Annotated in this window: 11 protein-coding genes; all 11 read left to right on the top strand. The window is 60.0% G+C overall.

The features are described from left to right. Positions 1-9 precede the first annotated feature (9 nt). A complete protein-coding gene (locus tag ACIQC5_RS22070) occupies positions 10-1,269 on the top strand; it encodes a DUF3500 domain-containing protein (protein WP_400287236.1) in 1,260 nt (419 codons plus the stop codon). Beyond that, complete coding sequence (locus ACIQC5_RS22065; protein WP_400287235.1) at positions 1,266-1,667, top strand: nuclear transport factor 2 family protein; 402 nt, start codon at positions 1,266-1,268, stop codon at positions 1,665-1,667. Before ACIQC5_RS22070 ends, ACIQC5_RS22065 begins: the two co-directional genes overlap by 4 nt. A gap of 28 nt (positions 1,668-1,695) precedes the next feature. Further along, a complete protein-coding gene (locus ACIQC5_RS22060) occupies positions 1,696-2,460 on the top strand; it encodes an IclR family transcriptional regulator (RefSeq protein ID WP_400287234.1) in 765 nt (254 codons plus the stop codon). Positions 2,461-2,845: 385 nt separating this feature from the next. Beyond that, entirely contained in the window at positions 2,846-4,459 is a 1,614-nt protein-coding gene (locus tag ACIQC5_RS22055; protein WP_400287233.1) for a bifunctional 3-(3-hydroxy-phenyl)propionate/3-hydroxycinnamic acid hydroxylase, read from the top strand. Positions 4,460-6,094: 1,635 nt separating this feature from the next. After that, positions 6,095-7,042, top strand: coding sequence for a LysR family transcriptional regulator (locus ACIQC5_RS22050; RefSeq protein WP_400287232.1), 948 nt, complete (start codon positions 6,095-6,097; stop codon positions 7,040-7,042). Between the two features lie 187 nt (positions 7,043-7,229). Beyond that, positions 7,230-8,105 (top strand): EthD domain-containing protein, encoded by an 876-nt coding sequence (locus tag ACIQC5_RS22045; RefSeq protein ID WP_400287231.1) that lies wholly within the window; start codon positions 7,230-7,232, stop codon positions 8,103-8,105. Continuing rightward, the gene (locus tag ACIQC5_RS22040; RefSeq protein ID WP_400287230.1) at positions 8,102-9,817 is read left to right on the top strand and encodes a CocE/NonD family hydrolase; all 1,716 of its coding nucleotides are present in this window, start codon (positions 8,102-8,104) and stop codon (positions 9,815-9,817) included. The genes ACIQC5_RS22045 and ACIQC5_RS22040 overlap by 4 nt, the downstream gene beginning before the upstream one ends. Positions 9,818-10,232: 415 nt before the next feature. After that, positions 10,233-11,468, top strand: a complete 1,236-nt coding sequence (locus tag ACIQC5_RS22035) for a substrate-binding domain-containing protein (RefSeq protein WP_400287229.1) — start codon at positions 10,233-10,235, stop codon at positions 11,466-11,468. A gap of 38 nt (positions 11,469-11,506) precedes the next feature. Continuing rightward, entirely contained in the window at positions 11,507-13,066 is a 1,560-nt protein-coding gene (locus ACIQC5_RS22030) for a sugar ABC transporter ATP-binding protein (protein WP_400287228.1), read from the top strand. Beyond that, on the top strand, positions 13,063-14,040 hold the full coding sequence (locus ACIQC5_RS22025; protein ID WP_400287227.1) for an ABC transporter permease: 978 nt from the start codon (positions 13,063-13,065) through the stop codon (positions 14,038-14,040). Before ACIQC5_RS22030 ends, ACIQC5_RS22025 begins: the two co-directional genes overlap by 4 nt. Next, positions 14,037-15,059 carry an ABC transporter permease gene (locus tag ACIQC5_RS22020; RefSeq protein WP_400287226.1) on the top strand — a complete coding sequence of 341 codons (1,023 nt, stop codon included), beginning with the start codon at positions 14,037-14,039 and terminating at the stop codon, positions 15,057-15,059. The genes ACIQC5_RS22025 and ACIQC5_RS22020 overlap by 4 nt, the downstream gene beginning before the upstream one ends. Positions 15,060-15,186: the final 127 nt, after the last annotated feature.

Below are 15,186 nucleotides of genomic sequence, written 5' to 3'. Positions count from 1 at the left end.
AGTGCGCCCATGAGCACAGCAGAATTCCGCCAGTTCCTTTTCCCGCAAGGACATCCCCGCATTGAAGACGTGAAGGGCCTTGATGCCTACGCCTACCGCCAGGAGGCCCGCAAGGCCGGAACCTTCACCGGTGAACTGGTTGAGGGCTGGACACCTCTCTATTTGAATGAATTCCGTGGAGTCACCGAGGACGGCACTTTGCGGGAGGGCCTCTACCCGTTTGCGCCGGCGCTGCCCGGTGAGGAGGCTCCCGTTACCGCCATGGTCGAGGCAGCGGAGGCCCTGCTGGCTGCGGTTTCGGCTGAGGACCGGGACAAGCTCACCTACCCGGTGGATGCGGTGGAGTGGCAAACCTGGGCCAACCCCGAATTCATGCAGTTCGATTCGGGCCTCAGGCTCGAGTTCCAGCCCCAGGACGTCCGTGAAAAAGCTCTGGCGCTTGTAAAGGCGTCCCTAAGCCCGGAAGGCTATGAGCTCGCACACGGCATGATGCTGATCAACGGTTTCCTGGGAGAAGTCGTGGGGCTCCAAAGTGTCCTGAACGAGTTCAGCTACAACTTCGCCTTGTACGGGACACCCCACCACAGCGCACCGTGGGGCTGGCAGCTATACGGGCACCACTGCGCAGTGAATTGCCTTGTCATTGATGGACGTATGTCCCTCAGCCCGGTCTTCTTCGGAGCAGAGCCCAACGAGATCGACGAAGGACCCCACGCCGGCACTGCCGCCTTCGAAGACCGGATCCAGCTTGGGACCAACCTCATGGCAGCGCTGCCGGCCGACCAACTGGCCGCCGCGACGGTCTACCAGCAGATGGTCGACCCGGCCATGCCGGAGGGACGGGTTCATCCCGGAGACGAAAGGCACCTAGCGGGCGCGTTCCAGGACAACCGGGTCATCCCCTTTGAAGGGATCCGGGTGGCGGACATGCCCGCCGAAGCACAACAGATCGCCCTTTCAATCGTCGAAAAATTCGTCCTCCCCTTGCCGGAAGGCCCCCGTGCGGCACGGATGCGCGAGGTCAAAGAACACCTGGAGGAAACCTGGTTCTCCTGGATCGGCGGGCACAAGCCCGGCGATGTCTTCTACTACCGGATCCAGTCCCCAGTTGTCATTGCCGAACTTGACCATCACTGCGGAGTGTTTCTCGACTACCGCACGCCCAAGCAATTCCATGTCCACACGGTTCTGCGGACCCCACACGGCAACGACTATGGCCGGTCCTGGGTCCGTCAATGGCAGGCAGCACATTCGGAGGTAGCCCGATGAGCATTCAAGCCGCCGAAGCCAGACACCAAATCGCAAATCTCCTGCACACGTACGTCGCCGTCGCAGACCGCAAGGACGTAGACGCCGTGGTGGACATGCTGGGAAACAGCCACGTCCAGTTTCCCACTGCCACGTCCACGAATCCGGAAGGAGCACGTGAACTGTTCACACGGTTGTGGAGCAGCCCCGACGGGCACCGCCACGACGTGAGCAATCTGATCGTCAACCCCGGACCTGAGGAGGGCCAGTGGCGCGCCTCAGCCCATTACACGCGATGGCTACTTACGGGCGGCACTCCATTTGTGCACACCCTTGGCCAGTACGAGCTCCTGGTGAACAGCGGGGATTGGTCCGTTCGGCACTTGACCGTCAGCCGCATTTGGACAGCCGGATCCTAAGAGGCAATGATGTTCCGGTGATGAAGCCGTGACGACCCTTTCCCGTGTCAGTCTGGTCCTGGACGCCCTCGCCGAAAGCCGGGGGCGTCTTAGCCTGTCTGAACTCGCTGCCCGCACAGGCCTTCCCCGATCGTCCGTGCACCGGACCATCCAGGACCTGGAGGAAGAGCTTTACGTTGTCCGCACACCAGGCCGCCCCGGATACGCCCTGGGCCCGGGCGTGCTGAAATTCGGCATGGCCGGCCATCTTCACCTGCTAAGCGCCAACCGCGGACAGCTTGTCGCCCTGGCGCGGGCAACAAACGAGAACGCCGAGTTGGCCATCTTCAGTGGCCGCGAAGTTGTCATCGTCGACCAGGTAGCCTCCCCTGAGCGCCTCAAGGGTGTCACCAAGGTCGGCAGGAGCTTCTCACTACACGCCAGCTGCGTCGGCAAGGCCCTGCTGGCGGCGCTTCCACCGGCCCGGGCCGAGGACCTCCTCCCCCAGGAACTCGAACAATTCACGGACACCACCGTCATTAACAGGCTGGAGCTTCAGAACGAAGTGCAGCTCGTTCGACGTGTCGGCGTGGCCGTGGACATTGAAGAACATGATCTGGGCATCTGTGCCCTCGCGACAGCAATGACCGGTCCAACCGGTGCACTGCAGGCCATAGCTGTCGTTATGCCGACAAGCCGCTTCGCCGCCAAAAGCCCCGCAGCCCTAGAGGCCCTGAAGGAGCTCAATCCGGTCATTGACCTACCGGGTGCCAAGGAGCATTTGGAGCGCAAGAAGCGGGCCGGACTCGGTTGAGTCCGGCCCGCCTATTTGTGGTGTTTCCTCTGGACTTATTTACGAGGGCCGCGGGACACTCATGCCCCGTTTCTGCGACGCAGAGCGGCGGTAGGATCCGTGAGAAGAACGTGAGCTGGTCGTAGGCGTGCTGGAGGGGTTGGGAGCGGCCGCTGAGGTGAACAGGGTCTCCAACTGGCCGCACCTCCTTCGACGGCGTTCCATGGCATTAGTGGAGGACCAGAGTGTGAGCTGAACAATAGCTGCCCTGAAATCAGGAAGAGTGCCGCCTCAGGCAATTACCGTCCCGCAAATCGGGACACTCTGTGAGTCGAATCACGTTGAATTCCTTACGTTTGATGCAGTGATGCCTCGAAGTGGAGGCGTGAGATCGAAAGGTATATCAATGAAGACCATCGGCGGCTCAGGCCTTCAGAGTGCAGACGTAACCATCGTCGGTTTCGGTCCCGTGGGGAAACTGCTCGCGCTCCAGCTTGGACGCCGGGGGCACCGGGTGCTCGTCGTCGACCGCAAGGAAACCGGATATCCGCTTCCTCGCGCCGTGACGCATTGCTCCGATTTTGCGCGGATCCTGCAATCCGTGGGGCTCGCCCCCGACAGCATCCCTGACGTGACCCAGCCCTATGACGACATGTACATCTGGCGGAACGGTCAAGGCGAAACTCTTGTCGAGGTTGACTGGAGCGGGCGCGGAGAATCCGGTTGGTACAACACTTACTTCTTCAACCAGCCTGCACTGGAGGACCGTCTTGACGCCATGGTCAAGGAACTGCCCACGGTCACCGTCCTCCGTGGTTGGGAAGCCGGGGACATATCCCAAGACAAGGACAGCATCCGCGTCAAACTGACCCGGACCAGCGACGGAGAACATGTTACCGCCGTGTCCGACTGGCTTATCGGTGCCGACGGAGCCAACAGTGCAGTGCGCCAGCACGCCGGGATTGAATGGCATGACGAGGGTTTCTTTTACGACTGGCTAGTAGTTGACGTCAAGCCCGGACCTGGCCTCAAATTTCCCCACGTCGCCTCTCAGTTGTGCGATACCTCCCGCCCGGCGACGATGGTCCCCGGCGGGCCCGGGCGGCGCCGCTGGGAGTTCATGCGCCTGCCGGGGGAAACCCGGGAAGAACTCAACCGCACGCAGAAGGCATGGGAACTGCTGGCCCCTCACGGCGTCACGGCGGAGAACGCGAAGCTCGAACGGCACTCGGTGTACACCTTCCAGGCATGCTGGGCAACCGAGTGGCGCCGAGGGCGAATTCTCCTTGCCGGCGACGCGGCCCACCTCATGCCCCCGTTCGCCGGTCAGGGGCTGGGAGCTGGCGTCCGCGATGCCATGAATCTGGCGTGGAAGCTGGCTGCAGTAGTCGACGGCCTCGCTGATGACTCTTTGCTGGACACATACGGTCCGGAGCGTTCCCAGCATGCCACCGCCTTCGTGAAGTTCTCGATAAGTCTTGGTCAGGTCATCTGCCTTACCGAGCCGGGGGAAGCAGCGACACGCGACGGGCGCATGATCGCTGAATGGGAAACCACCCGGAAAGCACCGGCCCCACCCCGCCCCGGGCTAGGTCTTGGCCTGCACACCGGCCCGCACGGTGGAGAACTCGCCATTCAGGGGCGCGTGACCGGGCCCGGCAAGACGACCATGCTGTTGGATGACCTACTGGGCGGCCCAGGCGTACTTCTCACGAAGCGCAGCTCCATGCTCACGGGCATCTCCTTGGAAGACCAGAGGCGCCTCGGGCTCATCGGGATCCGCCTGGCCAGCTTCGAAGAGGACAGTGTCGTCTCTGACGGCGTGGAGATCATCAATGACATCGATGGAACATACCACCAATGGCTGGACACCCTCAGCACACCCGAGTCCCCCGTCGACGTCGTACTGATCAGGCCGGACTTCCATCTGTACGGGACAGCCACCGGCGCTAGAACCAAGGAGCTCACCTCGGGCTTCCTGGCAGGACTTCGCTCCCGGCATCTCGCCGCCGCCTTTTAGGAGTAATGGATGCGCCGCGTACTGGACTGGAGCGCTCTGCCCGATATGGGGGTGAAAATTCGACAAGACGGGTTCAGCGTCTGCCGGGACCTTGTTGATGCTGTCACTCCAAACGGAGACATCCTTTGGGCCCAGCAACACAGGGGCGGTAGACGGCTCCACGACAGACAAGGCCTCACGCTACGAAGCGTGGACCGTAGAAGACCGGCCAAGCTTGGTATATGGGACCTCTACGAGCGGTACAGCAATTTCCCTCGGAACTTACCCGCTTCGCCCTTGACTGCGGCGGGGCAGAATGAAGGCCGTCCGGGCCGTCGGAAATCGCCACGGCAACTGCCCCGCCGCCACCAGGAATAGTGTGACGGCATCCGTCAGCAGGCCTTACCTGCACTCAGGCTGCCCCCGGATGGGGCGTGCCTCACTGGACGAACTGCCTGTCGCCGGCGAACGTCACGGCTATGAAGTTCGGGTTAGGCATTCACCTGGTCCTTCCCGAGACGCCACCCTCTGCCGCGGGTCGTACCCGAGGGCAACGATGTTAGGGAGCTGGCCGCGATCGGATGTGTGCCGGTGGCGGTGACCAGCACATATCCGGCGAGTTCGCGGGCGATGGCGACGTTGGCGATGACTGGACGCTTGCGGCGATCGAGGAGCTGATCCAGCGCTCGTGCAGGCGCCCGTTCTTGGCGTGACCCCAGGTTCGCGCCTCTGAGGTGGCTTCTTCCTCGCGGGACCGTATCAGCCGGGACGGGTCGGCGGTGGTGCCAGACGGCCTCGACAAGCAGCCGCCGGGTGTGTCCATTGCCGGTTTTTGGGGATGGAGCCAAATGGCCGGGACGTGCCGGAGGCATGCTCTGCCGCGACCAGGCCCACCCGCCGAAATAGACGATACCTTGGCGCAGCAAGAGTTTAGAGATCGGGTGCCAGGAACGCATGAGACTCCGCGGACGTCTTCGCGGGAACGGAGCAGATCCCGCGCTGCTTCCTGGTCCGCTGAGGGAATTCTTACCCCCGTGACCTCAGCCAACCTCGGCAGCCGGACCGGATACAACGCATCCTTCGCGTCGGTCTTGATCCGGTCACCGGACGAACACTGAAGCTTCGACGGTGCCGCGACCACTATGCCGATCCCGGAGACCAGAAGTAACCGGGCCATCCCGAAGCCCGTCGGGCCTGCCTCGTAAACGACTCTGACCGGCGATGGCAGGGAGAAAATCCAGACACGAATCTCTCCCTGGTCCGGAGTCATCCGGTGCAGAATGATTTCGCCGGTCTGCGTGTCCAACGCGCATAAGACATCAGTTCGGGCACGGACACCCAAGCCAACGCTTGTACGGTCGAACATAGCTGAAAGCTCCGAATTTCCAATGTGGCACTACCTGTCCGCCAAGTGTGGCAGGCACCCCACGCCTTGCTTTGAAAGGGAGGTTCCAGCCCCCAAACCCACACTTTACGGGCCCTTCTGACAGAGGCCATCAGCACCGGAAACTGGATCCGATCGAGACCGGATTGGCCGCGCATCACGAAAGGCCGGAGACCAAAATGAAAAAGCAGCCAGCCTGCAGGCCTATAGGTCTGGCGGGCCAGCTCAAAGGTTCCTATTCTTAAGAGAAGTTTAACGTTTCAGGAGTGGCCGTGGCTGAACCAAGCACGATCGCCCTGCGTGCTTTTGTCGCAGTGGCGGAGCACCTGCATTTCACGCGTGCGGCGCAGTCACTTCACATGACGACTCCTGCGTTGAGCCAGCAGGTCCATCGATTGGAGTCTCTACTCGGGGCGCCGCTCTTCGTCAGGTCTTCCCGGCGCGTTGAACTCAGCGTGCAGGGAACTGAACTGTTGCCCCTGGCCAAAGAGGCTATTGACGCAGTCGACCGAATTCAGTACTGGTCCAACAAGCGCCTGGAAAAAGTACTCAGCGTAGGCTTTGTGCACGTGGGAGCACCGGACAGGCTGGCCGGCATCTTCACGGAAGTGCCCGAGCGTTTGGATGGCGCCCGCTTGGAGTTCCGTCATATCGACCGGGACACCATCCTTGGCGCGTTGCGTGACGGCAGCATCGACGTCGCCTTCAGCTGGGGCCCCAACTGGTTCGACGGGGTAACTACAAGGACCCTCTCAACGGCTCCCCGCGCAGTCCTCTTCAGCGCAAACACATCTCGCGATCTCATCCGGTCAAGCCACGACCAAATTTCCATAACTCAGCTGAGCAGTATGCCGTTCCTCGTTCCGGCGTCCGCGGACGAGCGGTACACCAGCTGGGCCTTGGCGGATCCTCGTCCCGACGGCAGCCGACCTAAGCGCGGTCCTCGTGTGCACAATCTGGACGAGGCATTGGCGATGGTGGTCACCGGATTGGGTGTCTGCCTCGTCCCGGAACCTGTGGCTCAGGCCATTCAACACCCTGGGGTGTTTTGGGCAACGGTGAATGACATTCCTGCGGTGACATTCAACGTATGCACCTGGCAGCGCCCCGCCTCCTCGCTGGGGGATCGCTTTGCCAGGCTGGTGAGCGCGGAATTCGCCCAAGACAGTACCGAACGCGATGCCCTAGGTGCGGGCTTACCGCGTCCAGCTGCACCCTAGCCAGCGGCCGCCTAAGCTCCTACTCCAGGGCAACATCGGCATGCTCCGGGTAAGCGCACAGGAACTATTAACACGTAGTTAATGATCGCGGCCGATTTCGACATGGACGAAATGTAACTGGTGTCACATGCTTTAGGTAGACCAGAATTCCTGAAGGGCTCTGGGACCACCTAGGTAAGGATCAAAGATGATCAACTTTTGGCTTGCTTCCCGCCCAAAGCCGGGTGCGGACCGCGACATGTTCGACTTTGAGTGGGGCGTAATTCATGTCGCCCTCATGCTGACCACCCCGAGCGTGATGGCGGGTTTCACGAAATACTCCCAACACCGTGCGGTCGACGATGTACCGGATAGCTGTTTCCCTTATGGGCGTCATGAAAAGGGCTGGTATTCCATTGCGAACCATGTCATGCCGGATGTTCATGCTTTGGAGGCGATTTTCGGAGGAGAGGACTACCCTCGCCGGATGCAGCCGCACTCATTTGGTGACAAGGAGTTCGTTATCGAACTTACCTCCGTGGTTACCGACCACTCATTTGGTCCCGGAATGAAGCCGGGCCATGGGGTGAAAGTCGTCAATTTCGTCGCTCCGGCAGAGGGCATCGATCGTGACACGTTCGAGCGTGTGGGACGCGGTGAGTATTCGGCGCGTATCGCTGAACTTGCCGGCGAGGGCGAAGACCTCCGCCGTTACGTGCAAAACACTCAGCTGCCCCTGGACGCAGCGATGTTCAAAGGCACCCTGTTTGAAGCGGGTGGCGTGCAGACCTACTCCGGAATCGAAGAGCTTTGGTTTCCCGACCGGGAGGCAGCACGCCGCTTCAGGGAGCGCCGGGAATCGGACCAGAAGTGCAGGGAACTTGAAAGCAGCATTATTGATGCGGGGCGCAGTTTCTCGATGACGGTGGTGGAGCGAGTGGTGTGGGATTACACCGGCCCAGATCCTCTCCCGCGCCCTGCGGTGGAGACGCCCGGCAGTGTCGAGGCGGGAACGCTCGCCACGGAGCGCAATTGGGGGCAGTGGAATACAGAGATCTCTGCCAAGGATGGAGTACTGACATGACAGAAGCAACTACTGCACGCACAGGCCCGGCTTGCTCAACGGAGGAACAAACCCAAACAGACGCACGTCTCGGGCGCACCTACCGCCCCGGCAGGGAGCCCTCCCAGCCTCTGCCCGGCGCAGAGCCTCACCCGGGTTTCGGCTACCGACGGGAGGAACACGGCAACATGCTCATCGAACGTGACGTGGCCATTCCAACCCGAAGAGGAACCGTTTACGCTGATGTCTTCCGGCCGCGCAACGCAACCCAGGTTCCGGTGATCGTGGGCTACGCACCTTTCGGTAAGCACCCCCACCTCGACATCGAAACGCTGTGGGCCGGGTCCGGCATCCCGTTCGAGACGCTTTCGGATTTTGTGCCCTGGGAACAGTTCGACCCCGTTCCCTGGACGGAATGGGGCTATGCCATCGCCATCGTCGATGGCGTGGGCAACTGGTACTCCGAGGGGGACGCGACCTACTTCACGCCAGAAGAAGCTTGGGCGGGTCATGACATTGTCGAGTGGCTCGCCCAGTGCGACTGGTCAACGGGCAAGGTGGGCTGGGGTGGAGTGTCGTACTTCGCCATGACCGCCTGGTCTGTCGCGGCAACAAAGCCGCCCCACCTAGCTGCTATTTTGCCCTGGGATGCTGCCAGCGACTGTTACCGTGAGGCCTTCCTGCACGCTGGCATCCCGTCTTTCCCTTTCATCCACGGCTGGATGCAGCTCACCGGCACCGGCCAGCAACGCGTCGAGGACATGGAAGCTGGGATGCGCGACCACCCAACCTTCGATGAATACTGGCAGTGCAGGGTCGCGGACTGGAAAGCCGTGGACGTACCCACTTACGCCGTGACCGAGTTCCCCAACAACCTTCATCTTCGGGGAACAGTCGAGGCTTGGAGAGGTATTAGTTCGCCGGACAAGTTCCTCGAGATACGCGGGGATAAGGAATGGGAGGGCTTTTACCAGCCCGAGTCCGTCCAGCGCCAAAAGGAGTTCTTCGACCGCTACCTCAAAACCGTCGACAACGGCGTCAGCGAGTGGCCGCGGGTCCGCATCGGCGTGCGCACCCGCGAGGACCAGTGGACCTTCCGGGACGAAACCGATTGGCCCCTGCCCGACGTCACGTACGAGACATTGTGGCTGGACGCGGACGCAGGGACATTGAACACCCAACGACCGGAAATGGCCGCCGCCGTATCGTATGCGTCAACTGACGACAGCGGAGCCGCTACATTCGATATCCGTTTCGACGAGCGCGTTGAGATGACCGGCAACGCCAAGCTCAGGCTGTGGATTTCAACTGACCTCAGCAATGACGCCGATCTTTTCGTTGGAGTTGAAAAACTCGATCAGCACGGGAAACGGGTACCCTTCACGTTCTCCCAAATGTATGACGACGGGCCGATGGGCTTCGGCTGGCTGCGGGCCTCCCATCGCGCACTGGATGAGGAGCGGTCTACGCCGGAGCGACCCTGGCACTCGCACGCCCGGCGGGACTGGCTTGTCCACGGCAAACCGGTGCCTGTGGACATCGAGATCTGGCCTAACAGCGTCCTTTTCGAACCCGGAGAGAGCCTCCGCGTTATTGTCAAGGGAACGCCCGTACAACGCTACAGCGGAAGGTTCGAAATCGTCTTCGCGCCCCTGCACAACGCCGGCAACCACACAATCCACACAGGCGGAGAGTTCGACAGCCACCTCTACCTCCCCGTCGTCAAACGCTGATCGGCCTTGTGTCACCTTCTGGAGGGCGGAGACCGCCGCCCTCCAGAAAAACATACAGAAACATTTGACGGTGTTCCTCGCCAACAGGCAGCGGGACATCACCCCAGAAATCCCAAATTCTGTTCCACGACGACAACCCGTCGACTCGCAGACCTTTGACGTGCCTTTCGAACGGAAACAAGGCGAATAACCCGCCTCATTCCCGGGCAGCAACCCGAGTGAACCGGACCCCTCGCGGATCTGGTCATCACCAGCATGGGTAGGTCGACGAACCACCCTGTCCGACCAGAGCCACGGAACGCAACGACGCCCCCACAGCTTCTTTTCAGCCGTCTCAGGAGCGACCCCAATATCAGAGAACCAACCGAAGACGTCACACCCACCCAAAATCATTTTGCGAATCAAAGGAGATTTGATGAATACCACGATCATCACGCGCAGGGCAGGCACTCCTGCACTGGTAGGCATACTCGCCCTCGGGGCTATTCTGTCCGGCTGCGCAGCCGCAGATCCCGCAGGGCAAGCGCCGTCAGCGATTGAAACGGCCGGAGACGGGCAATGCGGAAGCATCCCGACAACGCCGCTGAATGATCCCGAAGGGCTCATTTCAAAGATGGACGCTGCCGCCAAGGCAGCCTACACAGGATTCTCGGGAGCCCTCAAGCCCAGTTTCTGGAGCAACTGGAAGCCGGCCACGCCTCCGCCATATGACGTCGCCATCGTCTACTCAACAGAAGCCGTGCCGTACCAGGCGACCCTTCTGAAGACTGTGAAGGAGGCGCTGGAGAAAGACCCACTCATTGGGAAAGTCACTGTGTCATTCGCCGAGAACAACCTTCCGACACAGTTGCAGCAGTTCCAGGCGGCCATCCAGGCCGCCCCGGATCTCATCCTCTATCAGCCGCTGGCACCTGATCCTTTCGTGCCACTGAGTGAGCAGGCAGCCGCGGCAGGCATTCCTTCGCTCACCATGCAGTCAGTTGTTCCCTCCGACAAAGTCATAAACATCTCCCCCAATTCCTTCCTTCTCGGAGCCCGGCCAGCAGCCGAAGTAGCAAAATTGATGGGGGGCAAGGGAACCATGCTGGGAGTACGCGGGGTCAAAGGCGTCTCAATCGAAACGGAGACCTTCGAAGGAATCAAGCAGGTCATCGGGCTGTGCCCCGAAATCACCCTGGACGACTCCGTGGTCGGCGCCTACAACCCCACAACCGCAAAGACGGAAGTGCTGAAGTGGCTAAGCACTCATCAGACTGACGTTGGCGGCGTGGTCCACGCAGCCATCATGGGCAACGGAGTCATCAGCGCGTTCGAACAGGCAGGCCGGCCGATGCCGCCCATGGCCGATGCCGCGGCGAGCGAAGGAAGCCTCGCCTACTGGCAGAAAAACGCACCCGAAGGTTATCGGGGTGCCGCAACCGGGCAGGGCCCCCAGGCCATGGGTGGTGTAATCGCTGATGTTGCTCTCCGGGTCTTGAATGGAGACGGCGTAAAGGTGAACACCGTCCTGCTTGAGCCGGCTCTTGTCACGGACAAAAACCTGGATGACTGGGCCGTCAGCGGCGCGGAAGTGTCCTCTGGCAAGTCCGCCGAACCGCCAGCTGGCACCTTTCCGCCAGCGGGCTATATTGACCAGTTTTTTGCGAAGTGAACGCAATGATGCTCGCAGGCCCCGACAGGGACAGCAGCATGGGTTTGCAGCCGGCGAGAGAGGACAACACGCCAGCGACGTCGGTGACCCCGGTACTGCGCGTTGAGAAGGTAGCCAAGTCGTACGGCCATACCCGCGCCCTCACGGCTTGCGACATGGAACTATTTCCCGGCGAAATCCTCGCCGTCATGGGCGAAAACGGCTCGGGGAAAAGCACGCTCGTGAAGATTTTGACCGGAGTTCAAAATCTCGACGAGGGAACACTCTCAATGGACGGCCGACGGCTGCGCCCATTCTCCAACCCGGTGGACGGGATAAGCGCAGGTATCGTCGCAGTGTTTCAGGAAGTACCCATCATTGAAAACCAAACCATATTGGACAACATATGGGTCGGTTACGACGGAATGTTCAGAAACAGGCTTCGAAAGGCTGAGAAGCGTCAAATTGCAGACAAGGTGCTCAAGGCACTCTTGGGCCGACAGTTGGACCTTGACCAGCACACCGAATCCCTGTCGTTGTCCGATCAGCAGGCGTGTTGCATTGCCCGCGCCCTCGTCAAGAAACCGAGGATACTCATTCTCGACGAGTCGACATCGGCACTTGATATCGCCACTCGGGATCGACTTTTCAAGACCTGCAGCCAGCTAACCGGCGAAGGCACCAGCATCATCTTCATTTCTCATCGTATGGACGAAGTAATGGCGATTGCTGACCGGGTCACAGTGCTGAGGTCGGGCAGAACAGTCGGCCACTTCACCCGCGGCGAAGCAACCCCTGAAGTCCTTGTCAGTTCGATGACCGGAAAAACATTTTCCCAGACCGAAGAATCGGTTGACGTACGAACGTCAAGACTGGATGACAAAGTCCAGCTGGAGACGCAGGAACTCAAACTGTCGGCAGAGTCAAAAGGCATCAATTTCCATTTGAGGAAGGGCGAGGTCGTCGCCCTGGCGGGGCTCGAAGGCCACGGCCAGGACCACTTCCTCAGGGCCCTATGGGCCTTGGAACCTGTGGCCGGCGCCGTCGTCGCTTACACCAAGAATCAGGCCCAAAAGATCACTTCGCCCGCAGATGCCGTGAGGGCTTCCATTGTTTACGTTCCTCGCGACCGCCGGACGGAGGGTATCTTTCCCAATCAATCCATTGGAGACAACTTCTCTATAGCAACACTGTCGCAGGACGTGCAGTTTGGTGTAGTGAAGCCGTCTCGGTCCTTAACACGATTGAAAGCCTTCAAAGAGACGCTGAAGATCAAAATGAGCAGCGACCGAGACCCCATAACAACACTCAGCGGAGGCAACCAGCAAAAGGTTGTCCTTGCCCGATGGCTGGCTGCGCAGCCGGACGTAGTTCTCCTCAACGACCCGACCAGAGGAGTTGACCTCGGTGCAAAACGAGATATTTACGCGCTCATGAGGCGAATGACTCAGCAAGGAGTGTCATTCATTGTTCTTTCCACAGAAGTGGATGAAATCCTGGAAATTGCAGATCGCACTTTGGTTTTCAGAGAAAATAACGTCTTCGTAGAGCTTGATCGGACGATGACCACCAGAGAGAAACTGGTTTCGAGTTTCTTCGGACATGAGGATTCCCAGTGACAAGGACCAATAAAATATCGAGGTTATGGCAACGCCCCTACGCCATTGCCGCGATGCTGACAATAGCTCTGCTTGCAGCTAATCTCATCGTCAATCCCGCTGCCTTCTCGCCCCAGTACATGCCGCAGACCATTGCCGCATTCGCACCCTTTGCATTGGCTGCCATGGCGTCAACACCTGCGATACTCGGAGGCGGCGGCGGCATAGACATATCCGTGGGCCCAGTCATGTCGCTAGTCAACATAGTCATCGTTACTCTACTCCTGCCAAGCCAATTGCTGGACGGACCAGTTATGGGAGTTACTGCCGCGCTGGTTCTCGGCCTTGGCATAGGGGCGCTTAACGGTGTCCTGGTCGCAGTGCTCAGGTATCAGCCCATCATCGCTACCCTTTGTGCCATGTTGATCCTCATCGGTATCAATATTCGGCTCGCCCCTTCTCCCATGCAGGCCGGTGACAACTGGACAGACGCCGTCAGCAGCTCCTGGGGCCCTGTCCCCGTCGCGGCGGTCCTCATTCTTGCTCCTCTTGCGCTTTGGGCGCTCTTGGGCAAAACGGCCTGGATGACAAACCTCTACTCGGTGGGAGGAAGCGACACCGCAGCCTTCACCTCTGGCGTAAATGTCACGGCCGTGCGGGTCGTTGCATACGCGACAGGTGGGCTCTTCGCGGGAATCGGAGGCATAGCGCTGACGGGAATCCTACGCTCGGGCGACAGTACCGTGGGCATGCAGTACACGCTGATCGCAATCACCGCCGTCGTGCTGGGCGGGACTTCCATGACCGGCGGCCGGGGCGGCATGGGAGGTTCCCTCGCGGCGGCAGCGGCCATTTTCCTGTTTCAGATACTGCTCTCCGCCATGCGCGTGCCAACGCCCTGGCTGAACCTAACATACGGAGCACTGCTCATTGGAGCCATCATCGTGACAGTCCGGACCTCAACGGCCAACAAGACCAAAGGAAAAGTGGCATGAGCTCCCCCACCAACGCCGTATCAACGGACACTTCACGGGCGAAATCCGGAAGGATCCGTGACATTCTTACCCGGGGCAACGGCCGCGTGCCGATGCTGCAACTCGTTATGCTCGCGACGCTGATAATCCTGGGTGCTTCGCTCATACCCGGGTTTACCCGCTTGAACAGCGTCTACTCCATGTTGATAATCGCAAGTTTTCTTGGACTTGCAGCACTGGGACAAACTCTTGTCGTTCTTTTGGGGGGCCTTGACCTTTCAGTGCCAGCGTTCATTGTGCTGAGCGCAATGTTAACATCCGAACTATACGGTACCTATGACTGGCCCTTCCTCGCCATTGCGGCATTCATAGTTATCGTATCGCTTGTGGTCGGCGGAATCAGTGGCTATATTTCCCACAAATATCGCGTCCAACCACTAATTGTCACTCTGGGAGTTGGAACAGTAGTGACCGGGGCGACCCTTATTTGGATCGGCGGAAAGCAGCCAGGCTCCGCACCCGCCTTTCTTTCAAATTTCGTATCCCCCGTCGGCACAACCTTTGGTCTCAAAATACCCCCTGCTGTGGTGCTCTGGTGCCTACTTGCAGTAGGCGTCGGGTTTATTCTGCGGCACACAAAGTTCGGGAAATCTCTTTACGCGACAGGATCGAGTATCCGAGCAGCAGAATTAGCCCTTGTCCCCACCCGCAGAATCTGGGTGTCAGCATTCTCCCTCAGCGCCCTTTCTGCCGCCGTCGTAGGCGCCCTCCTTGCAGGCTTCAGCGGAAGCGCGGATCTCACAATGGGTGACCCCTACCTGTTCCAGAGCCTGACGGCAGTAATAGTCGGAGGCACTGCCTTTGGCGCCCGGGGAGACTATTGGCATACCTTCATCGGCGCGTTGCTTCTAACGGTACTATCGACCATTCTCATTGGGGTGGGGTTTTCCAGTTCAGATCAGACGATTATCTACGGGATCCTGATTCTCGTCGTAGCCGCTGGGTACAGCAGGGACCGGGCCCTCCGTGACAGGGTTTAGTCGGCAAGCCTTGATGCCAACCACAACTCTTTCTCCCAGTGCCGACACCACGAGGTAGGCACGAACCCCAGTAGTCAGACCTTGTCGCCGCTTCGCAGGCCCTTATCCAAGTCAACGAAATCATGAA

Source organism: Paenarthrobacter sp. NPDC092416, from assembly GCF_044755025.1.
In the GTDB taxonomy this organism is placed as follows: domain Bacteria; phylum Actinomycetota; class Actinomycetes; order Actinomycetales; family Micrococcaceae; genus Arthrobacter.
This window is presented reverse-complemented; position numbering and strand designations above follow the sequence as displayed.

Excerpts from the sequence above, each read along its gene's own strand:
- ACIQC5_RS22070 (WP_400287236.1), top strand. The coding sequence starts at position 10 with ATGAGCACAGCAGAATTCCGCCAGTTCCTTTTCCCGCAAGGACATCCC.
- ACIQC5_RS22065 (WP_400287235.1), top strand. The coding sequence starts at position 1,266 with ATGAGCATTCAAGCCGCCGAAGCCAGACACCAAATCGCAAATCTCCTG.
- ACIQC5_RS22055 (WP_400287233.1), top strand. The coding sequence starts at position 2,846 with ATGAAGACCATCGGCGGCTCAGGCCTTCAGAGTGCAGACGTAACCATC.
- ACIQC5_RS22045 (WP_400287231.1), top strand. The coding sequence starts at position 7,230 with ATGATCAACTTTTGGCTTGCTTCCCGCCCAAAGCCGGGTGCGGACCGC.
- ACIQC5_RS22040 (WP_400287230.1), top strand. The coding sequence starts at position 8,102 with ATGACAGAAGCAACTACTGCACGCACAGGCCCGGCTTGCTCAACGGAG.
- ACIQC5_RS22035 (WP_400287229.1), top strand. The coding sequence starts at position 10,233 with ATGAATACCACGATCATCACGCGCAGGGCAGGCACTCCTGCACTGGTA.
- ACIQC5_RS22030 (WP_400287228.1), top strand. The coding sequence starts at position 11,507 with ATGGGTTTGCAGCCGGCGAGAGAGGACAACACGCCAGCGACGTCGGTG.
- ACIQC5_RS22020 (WP_400287226.1), top strand. The coding sequence starts at position 14,037 with ATGAGCTCCCCCACCAACGCCGTATCAACGGACACTTCACGGGCGAAA.